This is a genomic window from Burkholderia sp. E168m15 (genome assembly GCF_016586105.1).
In the GTDB taxonomy this organism is placed as follows: domain Bacteria; phylum Pseudomonadota; class Gammaproteobacteria; order Burkholderiales; family Burkholderiaceae; genus Burkholderia; species Burkholderia orbicola.
In genome coordinates, this window is sequence record NZ_BCPO01000110.1 from 20,518 (window position 1) to 40,961 (window position 20,444).

Below are 20,444 nucleotides of genomic sequence, written 5' to 3' on the forward strand. Positions count from 1 at the left end.
AACACCACCCATGTGGCGAGGGCCACTCATACTAAAAGGGATTCCGATGACGATGCTGCCTTCCCGTTTGCCGTTGATCCAGGCCCCGATGGTCGGCTCGCTGAGCCCGCTCGCGATCGCCGTGTGCGAAGCCGGCGGGCTCGGTTCGCTCGCATGCGCGGCGCTCGGCCCGCAGCAGTTGCGCGACGAGATCGCGGCGATCCGTGCGCGCACGGCCGCGCCGTTCAACGTGAATTTCTTCTGCCACGCGCCGCCCGCACCCGATGCCGAGGTCGATGCGCGCTGGCGCGCGGCGCTCGCCGGCTACTACGCGGAAGCCGGGCTCGACCCGGCCGACGTGAAAGGCGGCCCCGGCCGCGCGCCGTTCGACGATGCGATGTGCGCGGTCGTCGAGGAACTGCGGCCGTCCGTCGTGAGCTTCCATTTCGGACTGCCGGACGACACGCTGCTCGACCGCGTGCGCCGCACGGGCGCGCAGGTGGTGTCGTCCGCGACGACCGTTGAGGAGGCGCGCTGGCTCGATGCGCGCGGCGTCGACGCGATCGTCGCGCAGGGAGCGGAGGCCGGCGGCCATCGAGGGATGTTCCTGACCGACGATATCCACGCGCAGCCGGGCCTGTTCGCGTTGCTGCCGCAGATCGTCGATGCCGTACGCGCGCCGGTGATCGCGGCCGGTGCGATCGCCGACGGGCGCGGCATCGCGGCCGCGTTCGCGCTCGGCGCTCGCGCGGTGCAGATCGGCACCGGCTATCTGCTGACGCCCCAGGCCGGTCGTTCGGCCCAGCATCGTGCGGCCGTGCGCGCCGCCCGCGACGACGGCACGCGCATCACCAACCTGTATACGGGCCGCCCCGCGCGCGGGCTGCTGACGCGCTTCATGCGCGAACAGGGGCCGATGAGTGCGCTCGCGCCCACGTTTCCGCTCGCGACGGCCGCGGTCGATCCGCTGCGCGGCGCGTTCGAGCGGCAGGGCCGCGACGATTTCTCGCTGCTGTGGTCGGGCGAGGCCGCGGCGCTCGCGCGCGAAGAGGATGCGGGTGAGCTCACGCGACGCCTGTGGCGCGACGCGCTCGCCTGCGCGGCCGGGCTGCGCGACGCGTTTCCGAACGCTGGCTGAACGGCCAGGAGGGGCGCCGGCAGGGGAGCATCGGCGTATGATCTGGGTTTTCGTCAGCCCGATCCAGGCACCCCACCATGACTTCCGTCGACACTACCCCCGTCCTCGACCATGACAAGCTCGTTACCTTCATCGAGCGCAAGTGGAACGATGAAATCCTCCACGCGCTGACCGACTACATCGCGATCCCCGCGAAGAGCCCCGCATTCGACCCCGACTGGGCGAAGCGCGGCTATCTCGAACGCGTCGTCACCGACGCCGCGCAGTGGGCCGAACGGCAGCCGGTGAAAGGCCTGAAGCTCGAAATCGTGCGTTTGCCGGGCCGTACGCCGGTGATCTTCTTCGAGTCGCCGGCCACGCGATCGGGCAGCACCGACACGATCCTGCTGTACGGCCACCTCGACAAGCAGCCCGAATTCGACGGCTGGCGCGCGGACCTCGGCCCGTGGACGCCGAAGTTCGAGAACGGCAAGCTGTACGGCCGCGGCGGCGCGGACGACGGCTATGCGATCTACGCGAGCCTCGCAGCGCTCGGCGCGCTCGACGAGCAGGGCATCGAGCGGCCGCGCTGCGTCGGCCTGATCGAGACCTGCGAGGAGTCGGGCAGCTACGACCTGCTGCCGTACGTCGACGCGTTGCGCGACCGGCTCGGCCAGGTATCGCTCGTCGTGTGCCTCGATTCGGGCGCCGGCAACTACGACCAGATGTGGCTCACCACGTCGCTGCGCGGCCTCGTGTCCGGCGACCTGCAGGTCGAGGTGCTGGAAGAAGGTATCCACTCGGGCGTGTACGGCGGCATCGCGCCGTCGAGCTTCCGCGTGATGCGCCAGTTGTTCGAGCGCCTCGAGGACGCGAAGAACGGCAACCTGCTGCCGGGCGCGTTCCATTGCGAGATTCCGTCGAGCCGCGTGCGCGAAGCCGAGGCCGCCGCCGCGATCCTCGGCGACACGGTATGGAAGGGGCTGCCCTGGGCGTGCGGCCAGGACGGCAAGCCCGTGCTGCCGACCACGACCGATCCGCGCGAGGCGCTGCTGAATTCGACGTGGCGTCCGTCGCTGTCGGTCACGGGCGCGGCCGGCATGCCGGCGCTCGCCGATGCGGGCAACGTGCTGCGTCCGCGCACCGCGTTCAAGCTGTCGCTGCGGCTGCCGCCGCTCGTCGACGCCGCGCAGGCGGTGCAGCAGTTGAAGGAATTGCTCGAACTCGATCCGCCGTACAACGCGAAGGTCACGTTCAAGCCGGACGCCGGCGCCGCGACGGGCTGGAGCGCGCCGGATCTCGCGCCGTGGCTCGCGTCGTCGCTCGACGCCGCATCGCGCCGCCACTTCGGCGCCGACTGCGCGTACATGGGCCTCGGCGGCACGATCCCGCTGATGAACGTGCTGCAGGAAGGCTTTCCCGCCGCGCAATTCATGGTGTGCGGCGTGCTCGGGCCGAAGTCGAACGCGCACGGCCCGAACGAGTTCCTGCACGTGCCGTACGCGAAGAAGCTCACCGCAGCCGTGGCCGACGTGATCGCGACCGCGCGCTGAGCGTCGCAGCATCGGACGGACCGATTGCCCGACCCGCACCGACTGGATGGAGTGTTGCCAATGACCGCACTGCCGACGCCCGATACCGCACCGCTGCGCATGCGCGCCGAACCGCTGCATGCGTTCGTCGCGGCACTCTGGGAACGGGCCGGCAGTAACCCGCGCGAAGCGACGCTCGTCGCCGATCACCTGGTCGGCGCGAATCTCGCGGGCCACGATTCGCACGGGATCGGGATGATCCCGAATTACGTCGCGTCGTGGCGGGAAGGGCAGTTGCAACTGAACGGGCACGCGTCGATCGTTCGCGATGGCGGCGCGGTGCTGACGATCGACGGCGGGCGCGGCTTCGGCCAGGTGATCGCGTTCGAGGCGATGGTCGAAGGGATCGAGCGCGCGCGGCGCATGGGGATCTGCGCGATCGGGCTGCGCGACGTCCATCACCTCGGCCGCATCGGGCACTGGGCCGAGCAGTGTGCGCACGCGGGGCTCGTGTCGTTCCATTTCGTCAACGTGCCGGGTGACCTGCTGGTCGCGCCGCTGCACGGCACCGATCCGCGTTTCGGCACGAACCCGTTCTGCGCCGCGTATCCGCGGGCCGGCAAGCCGCCGCTGCTGCTCGATTTCGCGACGAGCGCGATCGCGTACGGCAAGACGCGGGTCGCGTACAACCAGGGCAAGCGCGTGCCGGCCGGGTCGCTGATCGACCATCGCGGCGAGCCGACCGACGATCCGGCCGTGATGCACGAGCAGCCGTTCGGCGCGTTGCTGCCGTTCGGGTTGCACAAGGGGTATGCGCTTGCGGCGATGTGCGAGATCTTCGGCGGCGCGCTGGTGGGCGGGCATACGACGTACGGCGATACGCTGCAGAAGACGAGCGCGATCGTTAACGGGATGCTGTCGGTGCTGATCGATCCGAAAGCGTTCGACGCGGCCGACGCAGAACGCGAAGCCGATGCGTTCGTCGCGTGGGCGAAGGCGTCGCCGCAGGCCGGCGATACGCCGGTGCAAGTGCCCGGCGAACCTGAAGAAGCGAGCCGCGCCGCACGCGGCACGGCCGGTATTCCGGTCGACCGTGCGACGTGGCGGCAGATTCTCGAGAGCGCGACGGCCGTCGGTTTCGACGCGGCCGAACTCGATGCGTGGACGCGGCGCTGCGAGGCATCCGCATGAGCTGGCAGGCGGAGAAGGCGCACGGCGAGGAAATCGCGTATCAGCTTGCGCCGCTCGGTACGGTCGCCGTTGCACGGTTCTTCAGCGGGGCGGCCTTGCGGCTCGACGGCGTGATGTTCGGTTTCCTGTCGCGCGGGTCGCTGTTCCTGCGGGTCGACGACGTGAATCGCTCGGCGTTCGTCGCGGCCGGGATGGGGCCGTTCTCGTATGCGCGGCCCACGCGTACCGTCTCGCTCGAGGGCTATTACGAAACGCCGGCCGACGTGCTCGAGGACGCGGGTGCGCTGTTCGACTGGTGTCGCAGCGCGTATCGCGCGGCGCTGCTGGCCGGGCCGCCGAAGCGCAAGGCGAGGGCGGCGTCGAAGACGGTATCTGGGGCGGGGCCGAAAGCCGCGCCGAAAACTGCAGTGAAGGCTGCGCCGAAACCGGCGTCGAAATCGTCAACGAACCCGGCAACGAAACCGGCAACGAAACCCCTATCGAAACCGGCGACGAAGCCTGCAACAAAACCGGCAACGAAACCCGCGTCGGCCCAGAAAACGAAGCAGGCGGCGAAATCCACATCGAAACCGGCGTCGGCGCAGAAACCGAAACCGGCATCGAAATCATCGCCCGCACCGGCACCGAAACGCGTGGCGAAGCGTAAGCAGACGTAGTCCCCATCACGAGGAGCGACGACCTCGCGATTTTCGCTTTCCTTACTTTCCGACTCGCCTGTCGCTCCCGACCCGTACGCTGCGCGGCCGACTCGCGCGCACGATCCGGCGCCCGAACGCATCGAGCTTGACGCCCCGCACGTCCTGCATGCTTCACAACCGCGCCGCCGGCGTTTATGATCGGCGCGGGTTGCGCCCGTGCCTCGCGCGACCCGCGCCGGCCTCGTCGCCGGCCCCGCGAACGGCGCACCGTACGCCGCGCGGCACGCTTCCCCACTCATCATTCCAGACGGAGACAGCCGATGCTCGTCCTGATTCTCGGTTTAGCGATCTTCCTCGGTGTGCACTCGATCCGGATCGTCGCCGACGGCTGGCGGTCCGCGACGATCGAGCGGATCGGCGAGAAGGGCTGGAAGGGCGGTTACGCGATCGCGTCGATCGTCGGCTTCGTGCTGATCATCTGGGGGTACGGGATCGCCCGCGCGGGCGCGACGCTGCTGTGGGTGTCGCCGGTCGGCGTGCGCCACCTGACGGGCATGCTGACCGCGGTCGCGTTCGTGCTGATCGCCGCGTCGTATGTGCCGCGCAACCGGATCAAGACGCTCGTCGGGCATCCTATGCTGGCCGGCACGATGGTCTGGGCGGTCGCGCACCTGCTCGTGAACGGCACCGTGCACGCGGTCGTGCTGTTCGGCGCGTTCTTCGTGTGGTCGATCGTCGATTTCGTCGTGTCGCGTGCGAGGGATCGCCGCGACGGTGTCCGCTATCCGGCCGGCGGGCTGGCCGGCGACGTCGCGACTGTCGTGGCTGGACTCGTCGCGTGGGCCGTGTTCGCGCGGTTCTTGCACGGCCCGCTGATCGGCGTGCGGCCGTTCGGCTGAACGGAACGCGCACGCCGGTCGGCCTGCCGGCGGTCAACGACTCTTCGCGCCGGCGGCCTGCCCGAACGACGGTTGCCTGCGCCGCAGGAAGTACGCCGCGACGATCGCGAGCGCCGTCAGGACCGTGAACCAGAACTGGAAGCGCGAATCCGGGTTGAACGCCTGCGACCCCAGCACGGCCACCAGCGCCAGCAGCGCGACCCAGTTCGACACCGGATAGAACCACGCGCGGAACGCCGTCGGGTCGCGTTGCTCGTGCTTCGTCTGCCGACGCATCGCGAAGTGCGCGACGATGATGAAGATCCACACGATCATCACGAACGCGCCGCTGCTCTTCGCGAGCATCAGGAACAGATCGCCGCCGCTCACGAAGTGAATGCCCAGGATCGACACGCAGATGGCGAGGCACAGCACGAGCGCGTTCATCGGCACGCCCTTCGCGTTGGTGCGGCCGAACATCGCCGGCGCGTGGCCGCGCTGGCTCAGCGAGAACAGCATGCGCGAGTTCGAGAACAGGAACGAGTTCATCACCGACATGAACGACACGAACAGCACGATCTTCATCGCGACGGCGGCGCCCGTGAAGCCCGCCATGCCGAACAGCGACACGTACGGCGATTTCAGGTTGGCCTTGTCGGTCCACGGCATGCACAGGATCAGGATCGACACCGAGCCGACGTAGAACACCATCACGCGCACGATCACGCTCTTGATCGCGCGGATCACGTTCCTGCTCGGGTTTTCCGATTCGCCCGCGGCCACCGCCGCGATCTCGCTGCCGCCGAGCGAGAAGATCACGACCATCACGCCGGCGAGCACGGGCGAGATGCCGTTCGGCATGAAACCGCCGTGATCGGTCAGGTTCACGAGCCCCGGTGCGGGAATGCGCGGCTGGAAGCCGAGCAGGATCGACGCGCCGAGCGCCATGAACACGATGATCGTCGCGACCTTCGCGAACGACAGCCAGTATTCGGCTTCGCCGAACGAGCGCACCGAGTACGCGTTGCTCGCGATCAGCGTGACCAGCATGAACAGCGCGCCGCCCCAGATCGGCAGCCACGGCAGGAAATCGTGGAGGATCGCGCCGAGCAGGATCGCTTCGACGGTGATCGTCATCATCGACTTGAACCAGTACAGCCAGCCGACCGCGAAGCCGGCCCATTCGCCGAGGTAGCTGCTCGCATACGTGGAGAACGAGCCGCTGTCGGGATTGCGGGACGCCATTTCGCCGAGCATGAACATGACCAGCGTGACGATCACGCCGCCGATCAGGTACGACAGGATTGCCGCGGGGCCGGCCGTTGCGATGATCGCGCCGGAGCCGACGAACAGGCCCGCGCCGATCACGCCGCCGAGCGCGATCATCGTGATGTGCCGTTGCTTGAGGCTCTGCCTCAACGTGTTGTCCTGCATCTCCTACCTCTAGTTATTGTTGGCCGGGAACGTATCGGGCGGCACGGCGGCAGGCGTTCCGCCGCTGCGGGGGCGCCGATGTCGAGGGAGCGTGTGTGACGCGATGTGCGGGCCGCCGGCGGTGAATCGTGATGGCGGTCACGGTGTGCCGGTCGGTGCCCGCGAGAGGGCGATGATCGCGACAACCCGGATTGTGGTCGGACGTGGCCGCGACGGCAAACGAGATATGCGAAAGACGTCTTGCGGTTTGCTCATCAATTGCCGCGGTTGCGGCAGGATGAGCGTGGGTTCAGATCGGTTTGACGAACAACCCGATGGTCAGCAGCGCGCCGATGCAGACGATCGCGATGCGCAGCACGCGTTCGTTCACGCGATGCAGCGCCCACGCGCCGAGCAGGCCGCCGACGATTGCGCCGCCGCCGAGCGCGATCGCCTCACGCCAGTGCAGGTGCGGCGAGGTGACGAACAGCACGACCGCCGACGCGTTCATCACGCCCGCGAGCGCGTTCTTGGTCGACATCGCGTGACGCGGCGGCAGGCCGGCCATCGTCAGCGCGGCCATCATCAGGAACCCGATGCCGCCGCCGAAGTAGCCGCCGTAGATCGCGATCAGGAACTGGGAGACCCCGGCCGCGACGGGGCCGAGATGTTGCGCGCCGGCGCCCGGCTTGCGGAAGAAACTGCCCCACGCGAACACGATCGTCGCGAACAGCACGAGCCACGGCACCAGATGCGAAAAGATCGACGACGGCGTTTTCAGCAGCAGCAGGCCGCCAAGTGCGCCGCCGGCCACGCTGATCGCGAACAGGGCGCGAAACGGCAGCCTGCCCACGCCGCTCACCATGTTGCGGCTCGCCCAGCCCGTCGTCACCTGGCCGGGGAACAGGGCGACCGTCGACGTGATGTTGGCCGCGAGCGGGGACATCCCCGACACGATCAGCGCGGGCAGCGTGACGAACGAACCGCCGCCCGCGAGGGCGTTCTGCAGGCCGGCCCAGAGGCCGGCGATGATGATGAGAGCGAGCATCGGTGCGCAACGGAAGAGGTGGCGGGGCCCGCTTGCCGGACGAGCGCGGGCATGACGGTCGCACGATGGTAATGCAGGATCGCGGCCGCCGGAAGCCGGGGCGCAGGCGTGTGCGTGACGTCACGCGTCCGGTTGGGCGCCTTTTGCCGGTGCGTCGTCGTCGTGGTCGTCGTCGGCATCCGGATAGACGATCGTGCCGTCGTCCCGGACCACCGCGCCGGCGGTCAGCCGCGCGGGCTCCACGCGGTTGCGGCCCATGATGTGCAGCACCGTTTCGCCGCGCGCGATCAGGTAGTCGGACACGATGCGCCGGTGGCAGCGCCACCACACGGCTTCCGAACACATGATCGCGCAGCGCTGCTCGTGCCCCTGGGCGATCAGTTGGTCGAGTCCCGCGTGAAACGCCGGCGACAGCGCGTAATCCGCGTAGCGGTGAAAGCTGCGGTTCGTCCAGAAATCGTTGACGTCGTCGGGTACGCCGTGCGACTTGCCGCGCAGGCCGCCGAGTTCGGCGATGTGTTCGTACGCGATGTCGGCGGCGGCGAGCGCATCGGGCAACGTCGCTTCGTTGAATTGGGGGTTGGTGCGCGAACGCGTCATCTTGCGGATGTCCGCGAGCAACGTGATCTCGACCGCATCGAGCAGGTCGACGAATTCGTCGAGCGTGCGGTTCGAATGGCCGATCGTATAGAACGGGAGCGTCATGCGTCGTCCTTGCCGGCGATGCGTTCGAGTACGCGGCCGCGATGCGCGGCGACGTGGTCGGTCCGGTCGCTCTTGATCTCGTACTGCGGATCGTCGGGCGACGCGCGATGGCGATGCCCCTTGTAGTCGAAGTCGGCGGTGTGGATCGCGATGATCGTGCCGGTCACGTAGCCGGCTTCGGAATTCCAGCGGACGTGGTCGCCCAGCCTGAATGGCGTGGTCATGCCGCGGTGCCTCCTTGTGTCGATGCGCGGTGGGGCGGCCCTCGCAGCTTTGGCAGTGCGCGCCGGGAAGCCGGCCGCGAGGGAGAACGTGCACGGATTCATTATCGGCCGCGACCGCACACGGTAAAAGACACGGACGGCGGCGGGGCGACCCGGGGCTGCATGTGCAATCGGCGTGCCTTTCATTTCAATGACGACACGGGCGTCGATCCTCCCGCTTGCCCGCGTGAAATTGTCATGCTAGTTTTTCATGAAATTTCTCGGCGCAATTTTCACGGGAGTCCGCATGTTCATGCAGTCCGACCGTCACGTCGCCAGCTACTACGCCGGCACCTACCCGGCGCCGATCCCGCTTCGGCCGACGCTGGACGAGCGCGTCGACGCCGACGTGCTGGTCGTCGGCGCGGGCTTCAGCGGGCTGCATACGGCGCTGCGGCTTGCGCTGGCCGGCAAGCGCGTCGTCATGCTCGAGGCGAGCCGCGTCGCGTGGGCCGCATCGGGCCGCAACGGTGGGCAGGCGCTGCTCGGCTGGTCGTGCGACATGCAGCCGCTCGAGGATGCGCTCGGCCGCGACGGCGCGCGCCTGCTGTGGGACAGCATGCGCTGGGCGGCGGCCGAAGTGCGCGAACTGCCGGCGCGGCACGGTTTCGACATCGACTACCGGCCCGGCAGCCTGTGGGCCGCGGTGCGGCCGCGGCGCGTCGCGATGCTGGCGCACGCGCGCGACGAGGCGGCCGAACGCTGGGGCTATGATCGGCTGCGCATGATCGAGCGCGGCGAGATGCCCGAATGGATCGGCGGCACGCGCTATCTCGCGGCGCTTCACGATCCGGAGGCCGGCCACCTGAACCCGCTGAAGCTCGCGCTCGGCCTCGCACGGACGATCGAGCGCGCGGGCGGCCGCATCTTCGAACAGAGCCGCGTGCTCGACTGGCGCGAGACGGCCAGCGGCTACGTCGCCCGCACGGCGCGTGGCGAAGTGCGCGCGGACGTGCTGGTGCTCGCCTGCAATGCGTACGTCGACCGGCTCGACCGCGACCTCGCGCGCCGGCTGCTGCCGGTCGGCACATATCAGGTTGCAACCGCGCCGCTCGCGGCCGGCGTCGCGCGTGCGCTGCTGCCGCGCAACAGTTGCGTGATCGACAACCAGTTCGTGCCGGACTACTTCCGCCTGAGCCCCGACAACCGGCTGCTGTTCGGCGGCGGCTGCACGTATCTCGGCGGCATCCCGGCCGATATCGCGGCGGCGACGCGCCCGCACCTCGAACGCGTGTTTCCGCAACTGGCCGGCGTGCCGCTCGAGTACGCGTGGGGCGGTCACATCGACATCAGCATGCGCCGCACGCCGGACATCGGCCGCCACGGACAGCGCTTCTGGCTGCAGGGCTTTTCGGGGCACGGCGTGCTGCCGACGCTCGCCGGCGCGCGTGCGGTGGCCGACGCCGTGCTCGGCGACGCACGCCTGCTCGCGCAGTACCAGCGCATCCGCAACCCGCGCTTTCCCGGCGGCGACCGGCTGGCCGCGCCGCTCGAAGCGATCGGCAAGGCCTGGTACCGTCTGCGCGATACCGTCTGATTGCATCGGAATCCATCACATCATGAATGAACAGGAAGAGATAGAAAGTCTGGCGATCCTAATCCGCGACCTGCGCAAGCATCGCAAGATCACGCTGAACGATCTCGCCGAACGGATCGGCCGCTCGGTCGGCTTTCTGTCGCAGGTCGAGCGCGGGCTGTCGCGCCCGACGGTCGCGGATCTCACTGCGATCGGCGAGGCGCTCGGCGTGCCGACCACGTATTTCTACAGCCTGAGCAAGCCGCGCAGCGTGCGGTGGGTCACGCGGCCCGACGAGCGGCGCACCGTGTATTACGCGGCCGGCATTACCGACATCCTCGTGTCGCCGAACATGCGTGCGCGCTTCTCGATCCTCGAAAGCCATCTCGAGCCGGGCGCCAGCAGCGGAGAGCGGCCGGTCGACGACAGCGACGAGCAGGGCGGCTTCGTGCTCGAAGGAGAACTGACGATCTGGATCGACGGCGACGACACGCCGGTCACGCTCGGTCCGAACGATGCATTCCAGCTTCCCGCGCACAAGCGCTTCCGTTACGCGAACCTGACTGATGCGCCGACGCGCGTGATTTGGGTATTCACCTGAGTTGAGTGGTCGGCGGGGCGGGCTGAAGTGCTGGTCGCCTCGTCACGTAGCCTGTTTGCACTACTGATCGACATGCGGCATGCGTTGCCCCGTGCGTCGCATGAATCCGGTTCGCCGCGCCGCGGCACCGCCATACAAGACATGGAAAGGATGAGACATGGCTGACGTCGTTCCCGCGCTGGTCAGTGAAGTCCGCGCATTCCGGCAGGCGCACCCCGAGATCCGTTATGTCGACCTGATCTGCCTCGACCTGCCCGGGCACTTCTACGGCAAGCGCTATCCGATCGATGCGCTCGAAAAGGTCGCGGCGGGTTCGCTGCTGAAGCTGCCGCAGAACTGCATCCTGCTCGGCACGCAGGGCGGCCTCTACAAGATCGGCGACTACTGTTTCAACGACGGCGACCCGGACGCCGTGCGCCGGCTGATTCCCGGCACGCTGAAGCCGGTGACCTGGGAGAAGCAGCCGCTCGGCCAGATGCTGATCACGACCGATGGCACCGATTCACCGGTCGAGTTCGAGCCGCGCGAGGTGCTCGCGCGGGTGCTGAAGCGGCTCGCGCGGCGCGGCATCCGGCCGGTCGTCGCGTTCGAGCTCGAGTTCTACCTGTTCGCCGCGCAGCTCGAGGAGGGGATGCCGAAGTATCCGCGCGACCGCCTGTCCGACGATCGCGACGATCAGCCGAACATGCATATCGAGCGGCTGTCGCGTTTCTCCGACGTGCTGCACGAGATGGTCGACGTCGCATGCGCGCAGGGGATCGACGCGACCGTGATCACGGCCGAGCTCGGGCCCGGCCAGTTCGAGATCAATTTCGGCCATTGCGACGACGGGCTGCGCGCGGCCGACTGGTCGGCGATGTTCTGCCGCAGCACGCGCGGCGTCGCGCTGCAGCACGGCTATCGCGCGAGCTTCATGGGCAAGCCGTACCTGCATGCGCCGGGCAGCGGGATGCACGTGCACGTGAGCCTGTACGACGATGCCGGGAACAACCTGCTTGCGGCGGACGATCAGCGGCCGCTGCGGCATGCGGTGGCCGGCTGCCTCGCGCTGCTGCCGCATTGCATGCCCGTGTTCGCGCCGAATCACAATGCGTTCCGCCGCTACGGGTCGATGGTGAACGCGGCGAGCCGCGCGAGCTGGGGTTTCGAGGATCGCGACGCGTGCATCCGCATTCCCGAGTCGGATGCGCGCAACCTGCGGATCGAGCACCGGCTCGCGAGCGCCGATGCGAACCCGTACCTGGTGCTCGCGGCAATTCTGTCGGGGATGGAGCACGGGCTCGATGCCAAGAGCGAACCGATCGCGCCGCTCAACGACGATCGCGGCAGCGGCATCGATTTTCCGAAGGAGATGCTGTCGGCGGTCGCCGCGATGCAGGATCATCCGGCCGTGCGCGACGGGCTCGGCAGCGAATTCGTGATGGTGTATTGCGAGAACAAGCGGCAGGAGGAGCTGGATTTTCGCAACGAGATCGGCGCGCGGGAGTATCGGTGGTTTCTGTGAGCCGATGCCGCCGTCCGCACGGCTTATCGTCCGCGCGCCTGTTCCATCGGCAGGTGCGCGCCCCACGCGTTCGTCAGCGCTTCGATTTCGGCGACCGGATCGATCCGTTGTCGGGCGCTGTCGCTCACGTCGTCGCTGAATAACAGGTGCGCGAATTCACGCGCACGCTCGGTGATCGAGGCGGTTTTCCCGCTGCGCCGCAGCGTGAACGCCGCAAGCGCTGCATCGAGAGCGCCGCCGTTGGCTGAATCGTATTCGTCGAGGCACCGGGCAAGATGCCACGCATCTTCGAGCGCCTGACAGGCGCCTTGTCCGGAGGTCGGGAGCGGCGCGTGCGCGGCGTCGCCGATCAGCAGTACGTTGCCGCGGTGCCATACGTCGACCGGGTCCAGATCGTGCACGCGGATCTTCGTGAGCGTGTCCGCTGGCGTCGCACGTATCACGTCCGTGATGGGCGCCGGCCACGGCGCGAAGCGCCGTTCCAGCATCCCGTGCGGATCGTCTTCCGCCGCATCGCACCCGTCGGCTTCCGGCCATGCCGCCGCCCAGTACACGCGATGCCGGTCCAGTGCGACGATGCCGAAGCGTTCGCGCGTGCCCCAGTAATCGAATATCGACACTTCGTCGACCAGCGGCGCATTGCTTTGCGCGATGCCGATCCAGTTGACGAAGCCCTGATAGACGGGTGTATTGTCGCCGACCACATGACGTCGCGCGACGGAGTTCATGCGGCCGTCCGCGCCGATCACGAGATCGGGGGCGATCGTCGTGCCGTTGTCGAAGCGAACGACGGCGCGACCGTCCGCGCCGGTATCGATGGCCGTTGCGCCGTGGCCGAAGTGGACCTCGATGCCGCGCGCGGCGAGGTGCCGGGTCAGCACGGCCTGCAGGTCGCGCCGCAGGATCGACACCGTCGGGAAGCCCATCCGGTGGTCGAGCGCGCCGATCTCGGTGGCCTTGAGCAGGGTGCCGTGCCGGTCGATGCGCCGCATCGCATGCAGGCGGCCGCCGGCCTCGACGATGTCCGGCAGCACGCCGAGCTGGGTGAGGACGAAGCCGGCATTCGGCCACAGCACCACGCCTGCGCCCATCGTCGATTCCGCCGGCCTGCGTTCGTACAGCCGGATCTCGTGGCCGCGCCCGGCGAGCGCGAGTGCGGTGCTCATGCCGGCCACGCCGGCGCCCAGGATTGCAATGTTCATGACGCTCCTTGCCTGTGTCGTGCGAACGCTGGCCGCGGGTGCGTGCCCGGGCGTCGCATTGACGGGATGAGCATCGTAAATTATGGTCTCTGGCGGGATAAGCCATGGAAATCGGCAGGCTTTGATACCTCGAACGGGATAATGATGCGTAGCAAGCTGGATCTGAATGCGGTGCGTGTGTTCGTGACGGTCGTCGATGAAGGCAGCTTTGCCGGCGCCGCGCGCGTGCTCGCGCTGCCGGGTTCCAACGTGAGCCGTTATGTGGCGCAACTGGAGTCGCGGCTCGGCGTGCGTTTGCTCGAGCGCAGCACGCGCCACCTGCGGATGACCGAGGCCGGGCGGCTGCTGCACGAGCGTGCGCGGCCGATGCTCGACGCGCTGACGCAGGCCGAATGCGAGCTGACGTCGCAGCAAACGGAATTGCGCGGCGTGCTGAAGCTTTGCGTCCCGGGCGAAATCGGGCCGCGCATGCTGGGGCCGATCGTCGCGGAATTCGCGAGCCACCATCCGCGTGTCGAGATCGACTGCGACACCAGCCTCGCTGGCGTGTCGACGCTGCGCGACGATATCGACCTGTCGATCATCGTCAATCGCGGCAAGCTGGACGACAGCGCGTTCGTCGTCAGGCCGCTCGTGAGTTTGCCGAGCGTCGTCGTGGCCGCGCCGTCACTGGTCGCGCGGGTCGGGATGCCAGGCCTGACGGAGCAGCTCAAGCAGTTGCCGTGCATCACGACGTTGAGCACGCTGAAAGGGCAGCCGTGGCAATTCGCCGATCGCGACGGACGGATTCACAAGATTCCGGTGGCGAGCCGATATCGCGTCAATAGCGGCGAGATGGCGGGCCTCGCGGCGGTGAACGGGATCGGCTTCGCGATTCTGGTCGAACGCGCGTGCGCGGTGGAGCTTGCCGAAGGGCGGCTGGTGCGCGTGCCGCTGGAGATGGCGCCGGCGCCGCTGCAGCTGCATGCCGCTTACGCGAGCCGGAATTCGGTCAACGCGAAGATTCGCGCGTTGCTGCAGCTGATGCAGCAACGATTGGCGACGGAGGAGGCGCTGCCGTCATCGAGACCGCTTCGGTAGGGCGCGCCAGTACCGCACTTCCTCGATCGGCGTACCGTCGATCTCGAAGGTCTTGATGTCGGCTTCGGCGACGAAACCTTCGCGTTCGTAGAACATCCTCGCTCGACGGTTTTTGGCGAGCACCCACAGCGACACCGACGCATGACCCGCGTCGTGCAGCGCTCGGCATGCATGGTCGACCAGCCGCGCGCCGATCCCTTGCCCGCAATGCGACGGGTGCAGATAGATCGCTTCGATTTCGCCCCACGCACCGTCCTTGTCGGCGTCGCGCGTCGGCCCGTACGCGATCCAGCCGGTCGGTGCGTGGTTCGCGAAGGCGAGCGCGACGTGCGGTCGTCCCGCGTCGAGCGTCTCGCGCCACGCGGCCGTGCGTTTTTCGACCGACAGGTCGGCGAGGAACTGCGCCGGCATGATGCCCGTGTAAGTGGCTTGCCACGACGCGACGTGGATGCTGGCGATGGCCGGTGCATCGGCAGAAGTGGCTGCACGGATGTCGATCGTCGTCGTGTTCGGTGCCATGTGCCTCCCGTGTGGCCGGTTGCCGTATGCCGCGCTGCTGCCCGCCGGATTCACGCTGCCGGACCCAGACTACCTTCGATGGCGAAACGGTAGTGGATGTCCACGTGCGATGCGTCGCCCGGTGCATCGGTTTTCTTCAGCACGAACTCGAACGCGGGTTCGAACCAGCCGTCGCGGGCGATTTCTCCGCCGAGGATCTCGACGTCGTACCAGCCGTTGTCGACTTCAATGACGGGCCGGCCCGGTTCGCGATAGCGCGCAAGCAGCGCATTCACCGTGTCGTCGGTGAAACGTTCGAGAATGCGCCACGTGTAGAGCATCACCGCACGATGCTCGACGCGCAATACGTATCCGCCGCGCCGATGCTGCAGACGACTGCCTGCTTTCAGTAATTCGGGCGTGTCGTCGTCCAGCGTGAAGATGACCGTGTACGGATGATTCTCGATGCCGGCCAGCGGAATGACGATGCCTTCCAGCACCGCGTGGTCGCCGCTGTCGCCGGTCGTGAACGCCGATGCGACGTCGTCCGGCAGCCCGTGTTCGTCCTTGTAGCGCTTCAGCAGCAGAAGATCGCCGACGAGAAAGTAGTCGATCAGATCGTTGAGGACTTCGGAGAATTCATGCCGCATCATCGTTCCTTTCGAGCAGCGTGCCGTGCCGTGACATGCTTCGCGGCACGGCACGCGTGGCGACTTACTCGCCGAGCTTCGACGTCACGCAGCCGGTGCTCGAGCATTCGCGCTCGCGTTCGCGCAGGAACGACAGCCGCGACTGCGTCATGTCGTTCGCGCACTGGATATCGACGAGGTAGCTGCTGCCGCGCGTCTCGCTGCACTGCGCGTCGCGTTGTTTCAGCCATGCGAGCTGGCCGGCCTTCAGCGTCGCCTGCTGGTCGCCGCTCAGTTGCTTGCGCAGCCGGCCGTATTCGTCGTTGAGATCGCGATCGGACTGCGAGAACTGCGTGCTCGTGCAATACACCTGGTCGAACGCGCTGCGCGGCTTTGCGCAACCGGCCGCATGCGCGGCGAACGGAACGGCGAGCGCGAGCAACGCGCAGGATGCGAGCAGATTCTTTTTCTTCATGGTGAGGCTCCTGGCTGGGTGAAAACCGTTGAATCCGACGGGAAATGCCGTCGTTTATTGGGGCGTCGTACACGCGTCGATGCCGCTTGCGATCGCGGCGGACAGGCGCTGGATCGTCTCGCGCCGCGCGAGCCGCGCTTCTTCATCCGGATTGACGATCACGCCGGCTTCGACCAGCACGGCCGGAATCGGCGCGGTGCGCAGCACGACGAGATCGTCGAAGCGGTGGATGCCGAGTTGCGGGTCGATCAGCGGGCGATTCTCGCCGCGGATCGGCTGCGCGTGATACAGCGACGGCCGTTCGCCGGCCGCGACCAGCCGCTCGGCGATCGCCTTCGCGCAACGCAGGCTCTCCGCATAGTGCGGATTGCGCTCCGACACGAACACCGAGAAGCCGCGGAATTCGCGTTGCCGGCCCGCGTCGATGAACTGCTGCTGCATCGAGTCGTGATGGATCGACACGAACAGGTTCGCGTCGGGCGCCTGCGTCGAGCGCTGATCGAGCTTGATCTCACGGCCGTCCGCCGATGTGCGCAGCACGCGGTCGCTGTGCGCGGCGAGTTTGTCGGCGACCGCGCCGGACAGGTCGAGGTTGTACAGGTATTCGACGCGGCCGCTCGCACCGGTGGAGCCCGGATGCGCGGGTGTATGGCCGGTATCGACGACGATGTAGCGTCCGGACGCGGGCTCGGTAACGGTCGTGGTGGCGATGTCGGCCGCGTGCAGCGCCAGCGGCGCGCAGAGCAGCGGGGCGCACGCGAGCACGCGCGCGGCGGCGCGCACGAGCGGAAGGCGTCGGAGGGTTCGGTTCGTCATTGTTGTTGTCGAGAAGGGCGTACGGCGCGTCGAACGGCGCGCCACCGTCGGCCTGCTCAATGCAGTCGGAATGTCGCGCGATTATAGCGGGTGGCGGCGACGCCGCAATGACGCGCGACGGCTGTCAGGCGAGCACGCGATGCGCCGCCAGCATGCCCCAGTACGACGCTTCCTCGAACAGCGACAACCCGGACAGGTCGGCATGCGCGAATACGACGGGGCCATCGGCATCGCGCAGTGCGAGCAGCCCCGGCCGGCTCAGGAAGCCGACGTCGGGCGTGGCCATCGCATGGCCGCGCACGGTGATCTCGAGCGCGGTCGCATGCTTCCACAGCTCGCGTCCGTACACGGCCTGCAGGTCGAGCGCCGCCTGCTCGCGCAATGCGTCGGGCTTCGCCTGCGCGAGCCAGCGGCGCGTATCGTCCGGCGTTTGCGTGCTCAATGCCTGATAGGCGGAAAACACCGAGCGCGTCGGCGGCGACATCCGGATCAACTGATGCGTCGACACGACGTAGCCGAGCCCCGCGCCGTCGTAGACGACGTTGTCCCACGCGAGCGGCACGCCCGCTTCCTCGGCCGGCATGCCGTCGAGCAGGAAGTTGGATACGAGCCACGGCGCGCGCGGCGGCAAGTCGCGCGCGGGTTCGAAACCGTACGCGGCAAGCTGCGGAAACACGCGCGCCGCGACGAACAGCGGCATCGCACATACGACCCGTCGCGCCTTCAGCATGAACGTCGACAGCGTACCGTCATGGCCGACGCGTGCGCACAGTACGTCGACGCCGCCCGCGCGTTCGGTCGCGCGCACCGCGAAGCCATCGCGCGACCACGCGTTCGAGCCGGTGCGCGCGGTGATCGAATCGCTCAGCTTCGTCACCATCGTGTGCAGCCCGTCGGGCCAGGTCAGCACCGCGCCGTCACTCGCATCGCCCGCATGGCCGCCGCGCGACGAGAAGTAGTGCAGGCCGGCCCAGGCGGAGACATGCTCGTAACCGGCGCCGTAATCGTCGCGGCAGCAGTAGTTCAGATACCAGTGCAGCGCTTTCGCGGTATAGCCTTCGTCGAGCAGCCACTGGCGGAACGAGCGCCGATCGAGTGCGCGCCAGCGCGGGTCGCGCGACGATTCCGCGATCGGGATGCAGAACACCTTGCGGCCGTCGGCGCCGCGCGCGGTGCGCAGCCCGTCCGTGTACGCGAAGAAGCGCGCCTGCTGCGCGAGCGCGTCGGCGTCGAGGCCGGTGGTCGGCACGATGCCGTCCTGCCACTGCCCGCCGATGAACAGGCGTTCGTCCGGTGCGTGGACGAGTGCACGCTCGTCGTACACGGGGCGTACCGAGAACGGTGCGGATTCGATCACGCCGAGATCGGCGAGCATGTCGCGCAGATGGGCGGATTCGAGCGACGGCAGCGGCAGATAGTGCGCGCCCTTCGGATAGCCGAGGTCGCCGAAGCGTCCGCCGGCCGCGTTGCCGCCGAATTCGGGGCCGGCGAGCACCGTGAAGCGCGTATGGCCCGCGCGCGCGAGCTGCCATGCGCACGACAGCCCGGCCGCGCCGGCGCCGAGGATCGCGACATCCGTCTCGATCGTGCCGGACGGCGCGGGCAGCGCGGCATGGTCGCGCAGCGCATGGCCTTCGCGCATGCCGGGGTAGCCGACCTGCGGCGTCGTCTCGATCCAGCCGGTGCGGCCGCATGCGGCGAGCGACGCGGCTGCCGACGCGACGAGGAACGTGCGGCGATCCATCAGCGCAGCACGTGCTTCCAGTCGTCGTCGAAGCGGCGCACGAGCGGCTGGTCGTTGAGTTCGTTCGGCGACATCGACAGCGCCGGCATGTCGGCCGGGAAGTGGAACATCTCGGCGGCCGTTTGCGCATCGAGCCAGCGCGTCGGCACCGAGTAATGCGTCGGCACCGTGAAGTCGCGGCGCTTGCCGGCGATCACGAAGCCCCAGTCGCCGAACGACGGCACGTAGCAGTGGTACGGCCACGTGTTGAGCCCGGCTTCGTGCAGCGTCGCGATGATGGTCCAGTACGCGTGCGGCGCGAAATACGGCGATGTCGACTGGATCACCGTGTAACCGTTCTCCGACAGGTGGCGCGCCAGCAGCCGGAACACCGGCACTGAGTACAGGCGGCCGAGCCCGAAGTTGGTCGGATCGGGGAAATCGACGACGATCGCGTCGTACACGTCGGCATTCGATTCGAGCCAGCGCACCGCGTCGTCGTTGATCACGTGCACGCGTGGGTCCTTCAGCGCGCCCTGGTTCAGCTTGACGAGCGGTGCCGACGTCGAGAACAGCTTCGTCATTGCCGGATCGAGATCGACGAGCGTGATCTGCTCGAGGTTGCGGTGTTTGAGCAGTTCGCGCACCGCGAGGCCGTCGCCGCCGCCGAGCACGAGCACGCGCTTCGCCCACGGCAGCGCCTCGATCGCCGGATGGATCAGCGCCTCGTGATAGCGGTGCTCGTCGCGCGACGAGAATTGCAGGTTGCCGTTCAGGTACAGCCGCATGTCGTCGTGCCACTGCGTGAGCACGATGCGCTGGTACGGCGTCGTTTCCGAGTAGATCGTCTCGTCGCCGTACACGCCGTGTTCGGCCCAGTGCGTGATGCGATCCGACAGCGCGAACCCGGCGACCAGCAGCCCGATCACGAGCGACGCACGCATCAGCTTGCCGCGCACGTTGCGGATCTCGTCGCGGAACAGGTGGGTCGTCCACAATGCGACGAATGCGTTCAGGAGACCGAACAGGAAGCTCGTACGCAGCAGGCCGAGGCGCGGCGCGAGCACCAGCGGGAAGATCAGCGACACGGCGAGCGAGCCGAGATAGTCGAAGGTCAGCACCTCGCTGACGGTATGGCGGAACGCCTGGCGCCGCTGCTGGAACGCGCGCATCACGAGCGGAATCTCCATCCCGATCAGCAGGCCGAGCGCGAGCACCAGTGCGTAAAGCGCCGCGCGAAACGGCGCGGCGAGCCATGCGAACACCACGAACAGGAGCGCTGCCGACACGCCGCCGAGCAGGCCGACGAGCAGCTCGATGTCGACGAAGCGGTCGAGCACGTCGTCGTCCTCGACGAACTTCGCGAGCCACGAGCCGATTCCCATCGCGAACAGGTAGCAGCCGATCACCGACGAGAACTGCAGGATCGAGTCGCCGAGCAGATAGCTCGACAGCGCGCTACTGATCAGTTCGTAGCCGAGCCCGCACGACGCGAGCACGAGAATCGACAGGACGAGTGCACGCTTATGCAGCATCGCGCATCCGTTGTGCAGTGTTCGGCAATGTGGATATACTGGCGCGGATTTTCGTCTGGCGGCCCTGTGCGGGCCGGCCGGCGACGGGGCGGCGAACCGAG

The 20,444-nt window shown here is 67.9% G+C and carries 20 protein-coding genes and 1 pseudogene; 10 read left to right on the plus strand and 11 right to left on the minus strand.

Going from position 1 to position 20,444, the window contains the following annotated elements; translation table 11 throughout:
- The first annotated feature begins 46 nt into the window (after positions 1 to 46).
- From JMF86_RS17915 to JMF86_RS17935, 6 genes and pseudogenes are all read left to right on the plus strand, one after another.
- Positions 47 to 1,117 (plus strand): nitronate monooxygenase family protein, encoded by a 1,071-nt coding sequence (locus JMF86_RS17915; protein ID WP_078041573.1) that lies wholly within the window; start codon positions 47 to 49, stop codon positions 1,115 to 1,117.
- A gap of 77 nt (positions 1,118 to 1,194) precedes the next feature.
- Positions 1,195 to 2,649: a M20 family metallopeptidase gene (locus tag JMF86_RS17920; protein WP_006480804.1), complete on the plus strand. Its 1,455-nt coding sequence runs from the start codon at positions 1,195 to 1,197 to the stop codon at positions 2,647 to 2,649.
- Positions 2,650 to 2,709: 60 nt separating this feature from the next.
- Complete coding sequence (locus tag JMF86_RS17925; protein ID WP_012339651.1) at positions 2,710 to 3,819, plus strand: malate/lactate/ureidoglycolate dehydrogenase; 1,110 nt, start codon at positions 2,710 to 2,712, stop codon at positions 3,817 to 3,819.
- Positions 3,816 to 4,079, plus strand: a pseudogene (locus tag JMF86_RS35075) (TfoX/Sxy family protein); the annotation flags it as partial. The gene JMF86_RS17925 and the pseudogene JMF86_RS35075, both read left to right, overlap by 4 nt.
- A gap of 35 nt (positions 4,080 to 4,114) precedes the next feature.
- Positions 4,115 to 4,465: a hypothetical protein gene (locus tag JMF86_RS35080; RefSeq protein WP_041489365.1), complete on the plus strand. Its 351-nt coding sequence runs from the start codon at positions 4,115 to 4,117 to the stop codon at positions 4,463 to 4,465.
- Positions 4,466 to 4,777: 312 nt separating this feature from the next.
- Positions 4,778 to 5,356: an NnrU family protein gene (locus tag JMF86_RS17935; RefSeq protein ID WP_011547246.1), complete on the plus strand. Its 579-nt coding sequence runs from the start codon at positions 4,778 to 4,780 to the stop codon at positions 5,354 to 5,356.
- A 33-nt stretch (positions 5,357 to 5,389) separates the two neighbouring features.
- Here JMF86_RS17935 and JMF86_RS17940 read toward each other — a convergent pair whose 3' ends face one another.
- The 4 genes from JMF86_RS17940 to JMF86_RS17955 all read right to left on the minus strand — a co-directional run bounded on the left by JMF86_RS17940 (position 5,390) and on the right by JMF86_RS17955 (position 8,725).
- Entirely contained in the window at positions 5,390 to 6,769 is a 1,380-nt protein-coding gene (locus tag JMF86_RS17940) for an amino acid permease (protein ID WP_012339653.1), read from the minus strand.
- A 289-nt stretch (positions 6,770 to 7,058) separates the two neighbouring features.
- Positions 7,059 to 7,796, minus strand: a complete 738-nt coding sequence (locus JMF86_RS17945) for a sulfite exporter TauE/SafE family protein (RefSeq protein ID WP_006480809.1) — start codon at positions 7,794 to 7,796, stop codon at positions 7,059 to 7,061.
- A gap of 120 nt (positions 7,797 to 7,916) precedes the next feature.
- A complete protein-coding gene (locus JMF86_RS17950) occupies positions 7,917 to 8,501 on the minus strand; it encodes a DUF488 family protein (RefSeq protein ID WP_078041572.1) in 585 nt (194 codons plus the stop codon).
- Entirely contained in the window at positions 8,498 to 8,725 is a 228-nt protein-coding gene (locus JMF86_RS17955; protein ID WP_012339655.1) for a DUF2945 domain-containing protein, read from the minus strand. Before JMF86_RS17955 ends, JMF86_RS17950 begins: the two co-directional genes overlap by 4 nt.
- A 286-nt stretch (positions 8,726 to 9,011) precedes the next feature.
- Between JMF86_RS17955 and JMF86_RS17960 the strand changes: the two genes are divergently transcribed.
- The 3 genes from JMF86_RS17960 to JMF86_RS17970 all read left to right on the plus strand — a co-directional run bounded on the left by JMF86_RS17960 (position 9,012) and on the right by JMF86_RS17970 (position 12,385).
- Complete coding sequence (locus JMF86_RS17960) at positions 9,012 to 10,301, plus strand: FAD-binding oxidoreductase (protein WP_012339656.1); 1,290 nt, start codon at positions 9,012 to 9,014, stop codon at positions 10,299 to 10,301.
- A gap of 22 nt (positions 10,302 to 10,323) precedes the next feature.
- Positions 10,324 to 10,881: a helix-turn-helix domain-containing protein gene (locus JMF86_RS17965; RefSeq protein WP_012339657.1), complete on the plus strand. Its 558-nt coding sequence runs from the start codon at positions 10,324 to 10,326 to the stop codon at positions 10,879 to 10,881.
- 157 nt (positions 10,882 to 11,038) lie between these two features.
- Positions 11,039 to 12,385 carry a glutamine synthetase family protein gene (locus tag JMF86_RS17970; RefSeq protein ID WP_011547252.1) on the plus strand — a complete coding sequence of 449 codons (1,347 nt, stop codon included), beginning with the start codon at positions 11,039 to 11,041 and terminating at the stop codon, positions 12,383 to 12,385.
- A gap of 23 nt (positions 12,386 to 12,408) precedes the next feature.
- On the opposite strand, the gene JMF86_RS17975 is transcribed toward JMF86_RS17970, so the two are convergent.
- Positions 12,409 to 13,587 (minus strand): FAD-dependent oxidoreductase, encoded by a 1,179-nt coding sequence (locus JMF86_RS17975; RefSeq protein ID WP_011547253.1) that lies wholly within the window; start codon positions 13,585 to 13,587, stop codon positions 12,409 to 12,411.
- Between the two features lie 144 nt (positions 13,588 to 13,731).
- Between JMF86_RS17975 and JMF86_RS17980 the strand changes: the two genes are divergently transcribed.
- Entirely contained in the window at positions 13,732 to 14,667 is a 936-nt protein-coding gene (locus tag JMF86_RS17980) for a LysR family transcriptional regulator (RefSeq protein WP_011547254.1), read from the plus strand.
- Here the strand turns inward: JMF86_RS17980 and JMF86_RS17985 are convergent.
- From JMF86_RS17985 to JMF86_RS18010, 6 genes are all read right to left on the minus strand, one after another.
- The gene (locus JMF86_RS17985; RefSeq protein WP_012339659.1) at positions 14,647 to 15,186 is read right to left on the minus strand and encodes a GNAT family N-acetyltransferase; all 540 of its coding nucleotides are present in this window, start codon (positions 15,184 to 15,186) and stop codon (positions 14,647 to 14,649) included. The genes JMF86_RS17980 and JMF86_RS17985 overlap by 21 nt on opposite strands.
- A gap of 50 nt (positions 15,187 to 15,236) precedes the next feature.
- Positions 15,237 to 15,815, minus strand: a complete 579-nt coding sequence (locus tag JMF86_RS17990; RefSeq protein ID WP_011547256.1) for a hypothetical protein — start codon at positions 15,813 to 15,815, stop codon at positions 15,237 to 15,239.
- Positions 15,816 to 15,879: 64 nt separating this feature from the next.
- Entirely contained in the window at positions 15,880 to 16,269 is a 390-nt protein-coding gene (locus tag JMF86_RS17995; RefSeq protein ID WP_012339660.1) for a lysozyme inhibitor LprI family protein, read from the minus strand.
- A 54-nt stretch (positions 16,270 to 16,323) separates the two neighbouring features.
- Positions 16,324 to 17,085: an N-acetylmuramoyl-L-alanine amidase gene (locus JMF86_RS18000; RefSeq protein ID WP_012339661.1), complete on the minus strand. Its 762-nt coding sequence runs from the start codon at positions 17,083 to 17,085 to the stop codon at positions 16,324 to 16,326.
- A gap of 124 nt (positions 17,086 to 17,209) precedes the next feature.
- Positions 17,210 to 18,829, minus strand: coding sequence for an NAD(P)/FAD-dependent oxidoreductase (locus tag JMF86_RS18005; RefSeq protein ID WP_125381604.1), 1,620 nt, complete (start codon positions 18,827 to 18,829; stop codon positions 17,210 to 17,212).
- Positions 18,829 to 20,343 (minus strand): polyamine aminopropyltransferase, encoded by a 1,515-nt coding sequence (locus JMF86_RS18010; protein WP_011547260.1) that lies wholly within the window; start codon positions 20,341 to 20,343, stop codon positions 18,829 to 18,831. The genes JMF86_RS18005 and JMF86_RS18010 overlap by 1 nt, the downstream gene beginning before the upstream one ends.
- Between the last annotated feature and the right edge of the window lie 101 nt (positions 20,344 to 20,444).